The 12,031-nt window shown below is 71.6% G+C and carries 11 protein-coding genes and 1 riboswitch; of the genes, 4 read left to right on the forward strand and 7 right to left on the reverse strand.

Annotated features, from left to right (window positions below; translation table 11 throughout):
• Window positions 1–29 precede the first annotated feature (29 nt).
• A riboswitch (TPP riboswitch) is annotated at window positions 30–123 on the forward strand.
• The 3 genes from ACFWVC_RS20215 to thiE all read left to right on the forward strand — a co-directional run bounded on the left by ACFWVC_RS20215 (window position 115) and on the right by thiE (window position 3,049).
• The gene (locus tag ACFWVC_RS20215) at window positions 115–1,506 is read left to right on the forward strand and encodes a purine-cytosine permease family protein (RefSeq protein ID WP_384287458.1); all 1,392 of its coding nucleotides are present in this window, start codon (window positions 115–117) and stop codon (window positions 1,504–1,506) included. (Overlaps the previous riboswitch by 9 nt.)
• 68 nt (window positions 1,507–1,574) lie before the next feature.
• Complete coding sequence (gene thiM, locus ACFWVC_RS20220; RefSeq protein ID WP_384287460.1) at window positions 1,575–2,384, forward strand: hydroxyethylthiazole kinase; 810 nt, start codon at window positions 1,575–1,577, stop codon at window positions 2,382–2,384.
• On the forward strand, window positions 2,381–3,049 hold the full coding sequence (thiE, locus tag ACFWVC_RS20225) for a thiamine phosphate synthase (protein WP_384287462.1): 669 nt from the start codon (window positions 2,381–2,383) through the stop codon (window positions 3,047–3,049). Before thiM ends, thiE begins: the two co-directional genes overlap by 4 nt.
• Before the next feature lie 21 nt (window positions 3,050–3,070).
• On the opposite strand, the gene ACFWVC_RS20230 is transcribed toward thiE, so the two are convergent.
• The 4 genes from ACFWVC_RS20230 to ACFWVC_RS20245 all read right to left on the reverse strand — a co-directional run bounded on the left by ACFWVC_RS20230 (window position 3,071) and on the right by ACFWVC_RS20245 (window position 7,284).
• On the reverse strand, window positions 3,071–4,150 hold the full coding sequence (locus ACFWVC_RS20230) for a sensor histidine kinase (protein ID WP_384287464.1): 1,080 nt from the start codon (window positions 4,148–4,150) through the stop codon (window positions 3,071–3,073).
• Entirely contained in the window at window positions 4,143–4,838 is a 696-nt protein-coding gene (locus ACFWVC_RS20235; protein ID WP_384287467.1) for a response regulator transcription factor, read from the reverse strand. Before ACFWVC_RS20235 ends, ACFWVC_RS20230 begins: the two co-directional genes overlap by 8 nt.
• Before the next feature lie 45 nt (window positions 4,839–4,883).
• On the reverse strand, window positions 4,884–5,588 hold the full coding sequence (locus ACFWVC_RS20240; protein ID WP_384287469.1) for a VanZ family protein: 705 nt from the start codon (window positions 5,586–5,588) through the stop codon (window positions 4,884–4,886).
• Between the two features lie 112 nt (window positions 5,589–5,700).
• Window positions 5,701–7,284 carry a cytochrome bc complex cytochrome b subunit gene (locus ACFWVC_RS20245; protein ID WP_384287471.1) on the reverse strand — a complete coding sequence of 528 codons (1,584 nt, stop codon included), beginning with the start codon at window positions 7,282–7,284 and terminating at the stop codon, window positions 5,701–5,703.
• 315 nt (window positions 7,285–7,599) lie between these two features.
• Between ACFWVC_RS20245 and ACFWVC_RS20250 the strand changes: the two genes are divergently transcribed.
• Window positions 7,600–8,400 carry an RNA polymerase subunit sigma gene (locus tag ACFWVC_RS20250; RefSeq protein ID WP_384287473.1) on the forward strand — a complete coding sequence of 267 codons (801 nt, stop codon included), beginning with the start codon at window positions 7,600–7,602 and terminating at the stop codon, window positions 8,398–8,400.
• Here ACFWVC_RS20250 and ACFWVC_RS20255 read toward each other — a convergent pair.
• The 3 genes from ACFWVC_RS20255 to ACFWVC_RS20265 form a co-directional block, all read right to left on the reverse strand.
• Window positions 8,354–9,280 carry an RNA polymerase sigma-70 factor gene (locus tag ACFWVC_RS20255; protein WP_384287475.1) on the reverse strand — a complete coding sequence of 309 codons (927 nt, stop codon included), beginning with the start codon at window positions 9,278–9,280 and terminating at the stop codon, window positions 8,354–8,356. The two genes, ACFWVC_RS20250 and ACFWVC_RS20255, sit on opposite strands and share 47 nt — an antisense overlap.
• A gap of 326 nt (window positions 9,281–9,606) precedes the next feature.
• On the reverse strand, window positions 9,607–10,962 hold the full coding sequence (locus ACFWVC_RS20260; RefSeq protein ID WP_384287477.1) for an NAD(P)/FAD-dependent oxidoreductase: 1,356 nt from the start codon (window positions 10,960–10,962) through the stop codon (window positions 9,607–9,609).
• 72 nt (window positions 10,963–11,034) lie between these two features.
• Window positions 11,035–12,027 carry an ABC transporter ATP-binding protein gene (locus ACFWVC_RS20265; RefSeq protein ID WP_384287710.1) on the reverse strand — a complete coding sequence of 331 codons (993 nt, stop codon included), beginning with the start codon at window positions 12,025–12,027 and terminating at the stop codon, window positions 11,035–11,037.
• Window positions 12,028–12,031 lie beyond the last annotated feature (4 nt).

Consider the following 12,031-nt stretch of genomic DNA (forward strand, 5'->3'; position numbering starts at 1 on the left):
CTCCGTGGCCTGCCGGTACACTGTCGGTCTTACCGGACACGGGGTGCCCCATCGAGGGCTGAGATCACACCCGTCGAACCTGAACCAGTTCGTACTGGCGGAGGGATGTCTTTCATGCCATTGACGCATGTTTCCGACGGCCGGCAGACCGTCTTCGACGGGCGCATGCCGGCGGCCGCAGGCGATTTCCGCATCGAGGCGCACGGCATACGACCGGTCCCCGAGAGCAACCGCTACGGCGGCCCGGGGCGCCTGTTCACCGTGTGGTTCGCGCCCAACCTCACCATGACCGGCGTGTTCACCGGCACCATCGGCATCGCCCTCGGCCTGGACTTCGCCACCGCACTCGCGGCCGTCGTGCTCGGCACCGTGATCGGCGCGATACCCACCGCCTACCTGGGCACATGGGGAAGCCGGACCGGCGCGGGGCAACTGCCGCTGGCCCGGCTCGCCTTCGGCCGGGCCGTCGCGCTGCCCGGCATCCTGCAGTGGCTGTCCTCGGTCGCCTGGGACGCGCTGATCGGGCTCTTCGGCGGGGATGCGCTCGCCCGGTTGTGCGGCATGCCCTTCTGGCTCGGCGTCCTGGCGATGATGCTCGGTCAGGGCGCTCTCGGCGTCCTCGGCTATGAGGCCATCCACCGGCTCCAGATCGTCATGACCTTCGTTCTCGCCGCCGCGTTCGCACTGATCGCCTGGAAGCTGCTCGACGGCGTCCACCTCACCGCCACCGGCTCCGCCCACGGCGCCGACCGGGGCGGCGCGTTCGTCCTGACCAGCACCATCGCCTTGAGTCTCGCTCTGTCCTGGGCCCCGTACGCCAGCGACTTCAGCCGCTACCTGCCGCGTGACACCTCCCGCCCGCGCATGTTCTGGTACACCCTGCTCGGCTTGGTGGTGTCCTTCGTGGCCGTCCAGGCCCTCGGGCTGTGGGGCGCGTCCGTCCTGACCGACCAGACCGCCGCGGGCGTGGCCGAGCTGCTGGGCGGCGGACCGGTGGGCGCGTTCGGACTGCTCGCCGTGGCCCTGGCGGCCCTGTGCAGCAACGCCATGAACGACTACAGCGGATCCCTGGCCCTGCAGACCGTCGGTGTGCGCGTTCCGCGCCCGGCGGCCGCCGCTCTCGCGGCCGTCCTCGGCTTCCCCCTGGTGCTGTGGATGCACGCCGCCGACACCACCGCACGCTTCCAGAACGTGCTGCTGTTCGTCGGCTACTGGATCCCCGGGTTCGTGGCGATCGTCATCGTCGACTGGCTGGCCCGGGCACGGGCAAGGGCAGGCGCCCCGATCGACCTCGCCGCCGAGACCGGCAGGCCGCAGCCCGCCCTGCCCGCCGTACTCGCGTTCGCCGCCGCCTTCGCCGCGGCGGTGCCGTTCATGGACACCAGCCTGTACGTCGGCCCGGTGGCGGCCGCCCTGCACGGCGCGGACCTCTCGTACTACGTGGCGTTCCTCGTGGCCCTCGGGGTGTACACCCCGCTGCGGCTGCGCCGGCGCCCGCGGCCCTGAGCGCCGCGACCCAGCTGCCGACCGCAGGCGCGTCCGGACACCGTCCATCCCCGAAGGAGCGACACCGCATGCCCCCGACACCCGCCGATCACACCGCCTTCGCCGCGCAGGCGCTCTCGCGCGTACGAGCGGACTCCCCGCTGGTCCAGTGCCTGACCAACTCGGTGGTGACGGGCTTCACCGCCAACGTCCTGCTGGCGCTGGGCGCCTCGCCCGCCATGGTCGACATCCCGGAGGAGGCCGGCCCCTTCGCGCGGATCGCCTCGGGCGTCCTGGTCAACCTGGGCACCCCGCACGCCGAACAGCGCTCCGCCATGGTCGAGGCCGCGCGGGCGGCCGCCTCCGCCGGCACTCCGTGGGTGCTCGACCCGGTGGCCGTCGGCGCGCTGCCGGTGCGCACCGCACTGGCGCGAGAACTGCTGGAACTGCGGCCCACGGTCGTGCGGGGCAACGCTTCGGAGATCATCGCGCTCGCGGGAGCGGGCGGCGGCGGCCGCGGAGTGGACTCCTCCGACGGCGTCGAGGCCGCGGAGGAGACGGCACACCGGCTGGCGCGTGAGACCGGCGGCGTGGTCGCCGTCTCCGGACCCGTGGACCTCGTCACCGACGGGGTGCGCACGGTCCGCGTCGCCAACGGTGACGCCCTGCTGACCCGGGTGACGGGCGGTGGCTGTGCGCTGGGCGCCGTGATGGCCGCCTTCGCGGGGGTGGGCGAGGACCGGTTCGCATCGACGGTGGCCGCCGTCGCCGCGTACACGGTCGCCGCCGAACTGGCCGCTAAGGAGGCCTCGGGGCCCGGCAGCTTCGCCGTGGCGTTCCTGGACGCGCTCGCCGCGTTGCGGGAGTCCGACATCACCGAGCGGGCGGCTCTGTCGTGACGCAGGCACCCGTCGACCTGTCGGTGTACCTGGTCACGGACGCGGCCCAGTGCGGGGCCCGGGGCCGCGGCGTGGCCGAGACCGTCGCCCAGGCGGTGGCGGGCGGCGTCACCGCGGTGCAGATCCGCGAGAAGGACGCCGACGGCAGGGATTTCCTGCGGACCGTCGAAGCGGTGGCCGCGGTCCTCCCGGAGCGCGTGGCGCTGATCGTGAACGACCGGGTGGACGTGTTCCTGGCCGCGCGCGTCGCCGGCGTGCGTGTGTCGGGCGTCCACATCGGCCAGTCGGACCTGCCTCCGGCCGCCGTCCGTGAACTGATCGGCGCACAGGCGGTGCTGGGCCTGAGCGCCGCCACCCCCGATGAACTGCGCGCCGCCGCCGGGCATCCGGCACGCGTCGACCACGTCGGCATCGGCGCGCTGCACGCGACCCGGACCAAGGCGGACGCGCCGCCCTCGCTCGGCCATGACGGGTTCGCCCGCCTCGCCCGGCTCAGCCCGCTGCCCGCCGTGGCCATCGGCGGCGTCACCCCGGATGACCTGCCGCGACTGCGGGAGGCCGGGGCGGCGGGGGCAGCCGTCGTGTCCGGCATCTGCGCTGCCGAGGACCCCCGTGCCGCGGCCCGCGCGTACGCCCTCGCTTGGGGCCGCGTGCCGGCCCGGTAACGGGTGCCGGGGCGTGACCGCCTACGGCGTGCCGGGAAGCCGGACCGTGACGAGGAGGCCGCCGCCGGGGCGGGGGGCGAGGTCGAGGGTCCCGTCGTGGGCGCGGACGATGCTGTGCACGATGGCCAGGCCGAGGCCCACGCCGGCGTGCTCGTCGGTGCGTACGCGTTCCGTTCCCCGCTGGAAGGGTTCGACCAGGGTCGACACCAGTTCCGGTGGCAGCCGGCGGCCCGTGTTCTCGACCGTCAGCACGCTCGTGTCGCCGTGCGCCTCGGTGTGGACCGTCACGGTGCCGCCGGCGGGGAGGTTGTGCACGATGGCGTTCTGGACGAGGTTCGTCACCATACGCGCCAGGAGTTCCCCGGAGCCGTTGGTCCGGGCCTCCCCGCCGGTGACGTCGAGTGTGATCCGGCGCTGTTCGGCGAGAGGAAGCAGCGTTTCGGCGGCCTCTTCCGCGAGGAGGGAGAGGTCGACGTTTCCGCGCGGGAAGTTCCCGCGGTCGCCGCGGCTGAGCAGCAGGAGGGCCTCGGTGAGGTCGATCGCCCGCGTGTTGACGGCGTGCAGGCGCTCGATGAGTTCGCCCCGGTCCCGGGTGGGGTCCTTGCGGGCGACGTCGAGGAGCGCCCGCGAGATCGCCAGCGGGGTGCGCAGTTCGTGGGAGGCGTTCGCGGCGAACCTCCGCTGCTCGGCGACGTGGGACTCGAGCTGGTCGAGCATCGAGTCGAACGCGTCGGACAGTTCACGGAACTCGTCCTGGCGGCCCTTCATGCGGATCCGGTGGGCCAGCGACCCGTTCCCGGCCAGCCGTGCCGCCTCCGTGATCCGGGTGAGCGGCGCGAGCATCCGGCCGGCGAGGAGCCATCCCCCGACAAGGCCGAACACGAGCAGGAAGGCCATCGCCACGGCCGCGGCGGGGGCGAAGGTGTGCACCAGGAGGTAGCGGTTGGGCGAGACCCCGAGAAGGCCCCGCGAGTTGTCGGGTACGTAGCGCAGCAGGAACATCCACACCACGGACAGCAGGAGAGCGCCGGCGACGGCGAGGAATCCGGCGTAGCTGAGGGTGAGTTTCAGCCGGGCGCTGAGCCCTGGGCGTCTACGCATGCGCAGTGCCGGGACCGGTGGTGCGGGGACCGGTGTCGATCCGGTAGCCGACGCCGGGCACCGTGGCGATGATCCAGGGTTCGCCCAGCCGTTTGCGCAGTGCGGAGACAGTGATGCGCACGGCGTTGGTGAGGGGGTCGGCGTTCTCGTCCCAGGCGCGCTCCAGCAGTTCTTCGGCGCTGACGACACCGCCCTCGGCGGCGACGAGGACCTCCAGCACGGCGAACTGTTTGCGGGTGAGCGCGACGTAGCGTCCATCGCGGAAGACCTCCCGGCGGAAGGGGTCGAGCCGCAGGCCCGCGATCTCGCGGACGGGGGGCCGGGCGTACGCGCGTCTGCGGTCGAGCGCCCTCAGCCGTAGGACGAGCTCCCGCAGCTCGAACGGTTTGGTGAGGTAGTCGTCGGCGCCGAGCCCGAACCCGGAGGCCTTGTCGTCGATCCGGTCGGCAGCGGTGAGCATGAGGATCGGGATGCCGCTGCCGGAGGCGACGATGCGCCGGGCGACCTCGTCACCGGACGGGCCGGGGATGTCGCGGTCGAGGACCGCGAGGTCGTAGGAGTGGACGCTGAGCAGTTCGAGGGCCGAGTCGCCGTCGCCGGCGATGTCCGCGGCGATCGCCTCCAGCCGCAGACCGTCACGGACCGCTTCGGCCAGGTAGGGCTCGTCCTCCACGATCAGTACGCGCATGTCGGAAGCCTAAGCACCGGACCATATCGCCGACGTATGCGCGGCTCAGCCTGCCGGGGCCGGCGCGGGGCGAGGGCGGTCCGACGGCACATCCGCCGTGGTGCGCCACCAGCGGCGCGACGCCAGAGCGGCCAGCACGGCACCGGCGGCGTTGACCAGTACGTCGTCCACGGAGGACACCCGGTCCAGCCTCAGGACGTACTGCGCCGTTTCGACCAGGGCCGAGCAGCCCGCCCCGAGCGCCAGGATCCGCGGCACGGACGCCAGCGCCGCGAACCGCATCGGGGCGAAGAAGCCCAGCGACGCGAAGACCAGCAGGTTGCCGGCGATCCCGAGCGCCCCCATCGTGGCCAGGTCCCGCAGCGGTACCAGGCTCACCCGCTCGGGGACGATGCCGGCCCCGCCGCCCGGCATCATGGTCAGCCACAGGAACGGCACCGTCCCGTGGACCATGCCCACCTCGGCCAGCGACATCCGCCACGCCGATGTGCCGTCGGCGGCACGCCGGACGCCTGCCAGAGCCCACAGCACCAGCAAGGCCAACGGCAGCGCGACCAGCGTCATGAGCACCACACCGTTGAAGGTGTCGAAGCAGCCGTGCCACCGCCCGGCCATGCACATGGGAGCGGACATCATGAGCGGCCGCCGCACGACGAACGCGGCGCCCGCCACACCGAGGATCGCCAGTCCGAGGAGCACGATCCCGCGCGTACGGCGGGGCGGCGCCGACAGGGACGCGTTGTGGTTCATGCCCCCATTGGATACGGCGGGCCGTTGCGGTGGCGTACGCGATTTCCGATACACCCGCGATACGACCGCGATGGACACGCTCCCCGGCATCAAGGAACCGGCGCAGGCGCCTTCAGTCGGTGATCTCCTCGTGCTCGTGGACGACGGGCTTGGGGATCTGCGTGCCCTCGCCGTAAAGGCTCCGGCTGAGCCTGGCCCGCAGCCGCTGCGTATGCCCCCCTGCGCCGGCGCCCATCGGCCTGTACTGCTCGTGCGCGGTCAGGGCGCGGAGCTGTTCCGGGCCGAGCGGCTCGTGGACCTCTCGGTACTCACCGTTCGGCATGCGCCTGATGACGCCGGTCTCGCGGCCGTGCAACACCTTCTCGCGGTCGCCGAGTTGAAGGCCGAGCGCCCATCGTTTCGTCACGGCGTAGACGGCGAACGGCACGACGAAGAGCCCGATCCGGACCGCCCATGTCACCGCGTTGACCGAGACGTGGAAGCGGGTGGCCAGCACGTCGTTCGCCGCACCGAGCAATGCCACGGCGTACACGCTGATCCACGCCGCGCCGAGTGCCGTGCGCACCGGCCGGTTCCGCGGCCTGTCGAGGAGATGGTGGTCCCGGTGGTCATCGGTGACCCAGGCCTCGATGAACGGGTACGCGCCCATGACCAGGAAGAGTCCGCCACCCACCGCCAGCGGTATCAGGTTGTCGAGGGCCAGGGTGTGGCCCCGGATGACGATCTCCCAGCCGGGCATGACCCGCAGGAGTCCGTCGGCCACGCCCATGTACCAGTCGGGCTGCGAGCCCGCCGTGACCTGGTCGGGGCGGTAAGGGCCGTACAGCCAGACGGGGTTGATCTGCGCGATCGAGGCGATGATGAGGATGACCCCGGCGACCAGGAAGAAGTACCCTCCCGCCCGTACGGCGAACGACCGGACGGGGATGCCGACGACGTTCCTCTCCGTGCGCCCGGGTCCCGGGTACTGCGCACGATTATGACGAATCGTCAGGAAGACGAGGGCGGCGAACAGTCCCGTCATCAGCGCGGGGAGCACCACCACGTGGATCGTGTTGAAGCGTGCGATCAGTTCGTCCCCCGGGAACTCACCTCCGAAAAGGAACATCGACAGGTACGTACCGACGATCGGTATCGAGAGAATGGTGCCGTTCACGACCATGAGCCCGGTCCCGGAGAGCAGGTCGTCCGGGAGGTCGTATCCCGTCAGCCCCTCGAACATGCCCAGCACCAGCAACAGGAAGACGATCACCCAGCTGATCTCCCGCGGTTTGCGGAAGGCGCCGGTGAAGAACATCCGCATCATGTGCGCGAAGAGGCTGGCGACGAAGATCAGCGCCGCCCAGTGGTGGGCCTGCCGGATCAGCAGTCCGCCGCGGACGTCGAAGGAGATGTGCAGGGTCGAGGCGAACGCCTCCGACACCATCTGCCCCCGCAGCGGTGCGTAACTCCCGTGGTATTCCACCTGCTCCATCGACGGGTGGAAATACAGCGTCAGATACACGCCCGTGAGGACGAGCACGACGAAGCTGTAGAGGGATATCTCCCCCAGCATGAAGGACCAGTGGTCCGGGAACACTCTGCGCCTGCTGTCCTTGAGCAGGCCGCCGACCCCCAGCCGCCCGCCGGCCCATGCGGCGAATCTGCTGCCCGTGGGATCTCGCCGCGATTCGTCCGGCCGGCTTCCGTCGTCCATTTTCGTACCACCATTCATGGATCGGATCACCCATGGCGGGTCTGCGGCAGGAGTGGCGGGTTCGCCGCCGCCTCCGCGATCTTCCGAGACGCCGCCTTCACCCCTAGGACCGAAAAATCGGCGCAGATGTGACATGAAGCGGCGAAGCAGGGCGCGTGGGCGCCATGTCACAAGATCCATGCCTGCCCGGTCTCCTCTTCGGAGCCGATGATTGCGAGCAAGTGCGTCCTTCACTTGTGAGCAGACCTCCTGCACTTCGACGAGGTCGAGCCTGCGGCCGCATTGTGTGGTGGCGTGCTCGAGGGAGGATGCGGTATGGACTATTCCGGGGACGCGGTGCCGCTCGCGGAGCTGCTGGACGAGCGTCGGCATCTGCTGGACGTCGCATGCCGGATGGTGGGCACCGGCAGTGCGGCGGAAGGCATCGTCGACGAGACCTACCGCCGGTGGTACGCGCTGTCCGACACGGCACGCGCGGAGGTCGCGACCCCTCTTTCCTGGCTCGCGACGACCACGGGTGACATCTGCCTGGCCCGGCTGGGCGGGCCGGCCGGGCCCGGCCGGGGCGAGAGCGCCGGCCCGGAGACCTGGCGGGCGGCGTTCTCGCACAATGACGCCTTCGGGAAGGCACCCGGTGCGATCACGGACACCACGGGGCGGACGGCGCCGGAGGGCGTCGCATTCGCCGGGGGCGCCGGGCGCGCGCGTCGGTGGCTCTGGACGTGGCGGTCGCGTCCCGGCACGCCGACCCGGCATGACGCGCTCGCCTGTGCCGTTCGTGAGGCCTGCGCGGCGGAGGATGCCACGCTGCTGGCGTCGCTGCTGTGTCCTGACGCGACGGCGGTCTTCGACGGCGGCGGCAAGGTCAGGGCGCTGGTCCGGCCTGTGCACGGGAGCGAGCAGGTCGCGCGCAGCCTGCTGACGCTCCTGGCCAGGCGGCCGCGCACGACCCTGGGCGCCCAGTCCGTGAACGGCCGGACCGGCCTGGTGGTGCGGTGCGACCACCAGGTCGCGGCCGTCATCAGCCTCGACATCGCGGGCGACCGTGTGCGGCGGATCTGGGTCGTGCTCAATCCCGACAAACTCCGGCTCTGGAACCGGTCCCCCGCCCCTTGAGGAACCCGGCGATCTTGTCCGGGTTCCACACCCACAACAGCGTGTGGATGCCGTCCGGCGAAGCGGCGACCGCCAGGAGCACGGTCGGCTCGCCGTCCCGGTGGACCAGCACCCCTGTGCGTCCGTTGGCTTCGACGTGCCGCAGTTCCACGTCACTCCAGAAACCCGGACGGCCGGTCGCCAGGTTCGCGACGCGCGCGCGGCCGAGTACGGGGACGCGGGCGGCCCCCCGGACACCGTTGCCGTCGGACAGGCTGACGGCATCCTGGGTGAGAAGGGCCTCCAATGAGGCGACGTCGCCCGTTCGAGCCGCTGAGACGAAGGCCTCGACGAGGCGCCGGTGCTCCGCCCTGTCGACAGGATCCCGCCGCTCGGCCGAGAGACGCCGGCGGGCACGGCTCACGATCTTCCGCACATTGACGACGCTGAGCCGGAGCATCTCGGCGATCTCCGGATAGTCGTAGGCGAAGGCCTCACGCAGTACGTATGCCGCGCGTTGGGTGGGGCTCAGCTTCTCCAGCACCAGCAGCAGGGCGAGCTCCAGTGCCTCCGCGCGCTGCGCGCCCAACGCCGGGTCCGCGCTGGTGTCGACGGGCTCGGGCAGCCACGGACCCATGTAGGTCTCCCGGCGCACACGTACGGAGTGCGTGACGTTGATGGCCAGACGGGTCGTCGTGGTCGAGAGAAAGGCCGCGGGGCTGACCACCGCCGAGCGGTCGGTCCTCTGCCAGCGCAGCCACACCTCCTGGACCACGTCCTCGGCCTCGGCCGCGCTGCCGAGCACGCGGTACGCGATGCCGAAGAGCCGCGGCCGAAGCTCCGCGAAGACCGAGGCCGCCTGGTCGAGGTCACGTGTCCCGGAGGACGGCTCGGGATCCATCAGTGCGCCGCCGTCTCCGTCCCTCCGTCCCCCTGTCGGTGACGCGACCACGCGGCCGCCGCGTGGTCGCGGACGGCACGGGCGACCGGACCCGGGAGATGCCCCGGAAGACGGCGACGTTGCCCGGCGCTGTGTGTCGCACGGCCCGCCCGGTGGCGGCCGTGGCCGCGACGGCTGAGGTCACTCGAAATCACTGCTGCTCCCCTCACATCTGCCAAAGAGACCGGGATTAATCCGTTCCTGTGACAGCACTGGGGCGGCAGGCCTCCCCGCCGGCCGTCGCCGCGGCCGGCTCCAGGCGGGTGACCAGGGCTTTCGCGGAGGTTTCAGGCGGTTGTGGGATCGCTCACGGGGCGCTCGTCGCGGCGCCGGGGATCACTGCCCGTGACGAAGGCGTCCCGCGGGTGCTGCACGGAGGCGAGGGAGACGAGGTCCCGGCCGAACAGGGCGGCGGTGAGCCAGACGGTGAGCACCCGGACCTTCCGCTCCCAGGTGGGCACGGCCAGTACGTGATAGCCCCGGTGCATCAGCCAGGCCGGGAGTCCCTTGATGACGACCCCCTTGTACTGGAAGATGCCCCGTCCCAGACCCAGCGTGGCCACGACGCCGAGACTGCTGTGGCGGTAGTCCCGGACCCTGCCCCCGCGCAGGTCGGCACGGATGTTCCTCGCCAGGAGCCGGCCCTGGCGCACCGCGTGCTGTGCGTTCGGTACCGTCCGGGCGCCCGCCACGGGCGATGCCAGGTCGGGTACGGCCGCGTCGTCCCCGGCCGCCCAGACGCCGGGCAGCGGGTCGCTGCCGGTGCCCACGCGCAGGTCCGGCCGGACGACGAGCAGGCCGCGCTCGTCGACCGGCAGGTCCGTGTGGTTGTGCACGACGGGGTTGGAGGCGTTGCCGGCGGTCCAGACGATCAGTTCCGAGTCGAACTCCTCTCCGCTGGAGAGCACGACGTGCCCGTCCTTGGCGGAGGTGAGCTGGGTGTTCAGGTGCACGCGCGCACCACGGCGCTCCAGGGAGCGCACGACCCAGGCGCCGGGCTTGCCGGTCACCTCGGGCAGGATGCGGTCCCGGGCCTCGACCAGGTGGAAGGACAGCTCGTCGAAGCTCAGTTCCGGGTAGGCCCTCAGCATCGCGGTCGCCAGTGACAGCAGTTCGCCGAAGCCCTCGACGCCGGAGAAGCCGCCGCCCACGAAGGTGACGGTCAGCAGCTTGCGCCGCTCGGGACCGGGCGGCAGGGAAGCGGCCTGGTCGAACGCGGTCAGCAGCCGGTCGCGGATGGCGACGGCCTCCTCCACGTGCTTCAGGCCGATCGCGTGCTCCGCCAAGCCGGGTATGGGGAAGGTCCGGGTCACGGCGCCGGCGGTGACCACGAGGATGTCGTAACGGAGTTCGCGGTCCGGCCCGTTCACCGGCCGGACGGTGACCGCCCGCTCCGCGCTGCGGATCTCGGTCACGCTCCCCGCGATCAGCCGGGTCTTGCGCAGGTGCCGTCGCAGCGAGACGGCGGCATGGCGGGCCTCGACCGAACCGGCCGTCACCTCCGGTAGGAAGGGCTGGTAGGTCATGTACGGGCGAGGGTCGACGACCGTGATCCTCGCTTCTCCGGGGCGCAATGACCTCTCCAGGCCCCAGGCGGTGTAGAAGCCCGCGTAGCCACCACCGACGATCAAGATCTCACGCATGATTCCCTCTGTCTTCGGTCCGTCACCAGGCAGACCGGACAGGGCGGGACGGTGTGACAGGCTGACGCCGCGTCAGTTCTCCTCGTGGCGGTCGGGGCGGACCTCGATGTGGTCGGGTTCGAGATCGAGCAGGACGCGGTGCCGGATGTCGAGGGCGGTGGTGAAGTCGCGCGGCAGCTGGAGCCGCCCGGCGCGGTCGACGGTGGCGTACTCGCGGGCGTGGGTGGTGGTGTTGCCCTGGTCGTCGGTGGTGGTGTGGCGCAGGACCTCGGAGGCGGTGCGGCCGTCGCGGATGGCGACGGTGCGGTCGACGGCCTGGGCGACGGCCTGGTCGTGGGTGACGATGACGACGGTGGTGCCCAGTTCCTGGTTGATGGCGCGGAAGGCGGCGAAGACCTGCTCGCCGGTGGCGGAGTCGAGCTGGCCGGTGGGCTCGTCGGCCAGGACGAGCGCGGGGTGGTTGGCCAGCGCGACAGCGATGGCGGTGCGCTGCTGTTCGCCGCCGGACATCTGCTGGGGGCGGCGGTCGGCGCAGTGGGCGACGCCGACCAGTTCCAGGAGTTCGGCGGCACGGGCGGCGCGGGCGTTGCGGCCCTTGACGCCTCCGGCGAGCTGCATGGGCAGGACGACGTTCTGCAGGGCGGTGAGGTAGGGCAGGAGGTTGCGGGAGGTCTGCTGCCAGACGAAGCCGACGACTTCGCGCTGGTAGCGCAGGCGGGTGCGGCCGTCCAGGGCGAGGAGGTCGAAGCCGGCGACGGTGGCGGCTCCGGCGGTGGGGGTGTCCAGTCCGGCCAGGATGTTCAGCAGGGTGGACTTGCCGGAGCCGGAGGCGCCGACCAGGGCCATGAGTTCACCCCGTGCGACCAGCAGATCCAGTCCTTGCAGAGCCTGGACCTCGACGCCCTGGGCGGTGAAGATGCGCACCAGGCGGTCGCAGGCGATGAGGGCGTCCTGTCCGTAGGCGGGGCGCTCGCGGTGCGCGGTGGCGCGCCGTTCGAGTTCCGCCAGGGACACGCCGCCCCCGGCGTCGCCGCCCGCGACCGCGCTCGTGCCGGTCTGGGTCATGTTG

The sequence above is a fragment of the Streptomyces sp. NPDC058691 genome, assembly GCF_042714775.1.
Classification (GTDB): Bacteria; Actinomycetota; Actinomycetes; order Streptomycetales; family Streptomycetaceae; genus Actinacidiphila.

What these genes read in the sequence shown, in the direction of transcription:
- thiM (WP_384287460.1), top strand. Translation starts at nt 1,575, where the DNA reads ATGCCCCCGACACCCGCCGATCACACCGCCTTCGCCGCGCAGGCGCTC.
- ACFWVC_RS20215 (WP_384287458.1), top strand. Translation starts at nt 115, where the DNA reads ATGCCATTGACGCATGTTTCCGACGGCCGGCAGACCGTCTTCGACGGG.
- ACFWVC_RS20230 (WP_384287464.1), bottom strand. Translation starts at nt 4,150, where the DNA reads ATGCGTAGACGCCCAGGGCTCAGCGCCCGGCTGAAACTCACCCTCAGC.
- ACFWVC_RS20255 (WP_384287475.1), bottom strand. Translation starts at nt 9,280, where the DNA reads ATGGATCCCGAGCCGTCCTCCGGGACACGTGACCTCGACCAGGCGGCC.
- ACFWVC_RS20265 (WP_384287710.1), bottom strand. Translation starts at nt 12,027, where the DNA reads ATGACCCAGACCGGCACGAGCGCGGTCGCGGGCGGCGACGCCGGGGGC.
- ACFWVC_RS20260 (WP_384287477.1), bottom strand. Translation starts at nt 10,962, where the DNA reads ATGCGTGAGATCTTGATCGTCGGTGGTGGCTACGCGGGCTTCTACACC.
- ACFWVC_RS20250 (WP_384287473.1), top strand. Translation starts at nt 7,600, where the DNA reads ATGGACTATTCCGGGGACGCGGTGCCGCTCGCGGAGCTGCTGGACGAG.
- ACFWVC_RS20245 (WP_384287471.1), bottom strand. Translation starts at nt 7,284, where the DNA reads ATGGACGACGGAAGCCGGCCGGACGAATCGCGGCGAGATCCCACGGGC.
- ACFWVC_RS20235 (WP_384287467.1), bottom strand. Translation starts at nt 4,838, where the DNA reads ATGCGCGTACTGATCGTGGAGGACGAGCCCTACCTGGCCGAAGCGGTC.
- ACFWVC_RS20240 (WP_384287469.1), bottom strand. Translation starts at nt 5,588, where the DNA reads ATGAACCACAACGCGTCCCTGTCGGCGCCGCCCCGCCGTACGCGCGGG.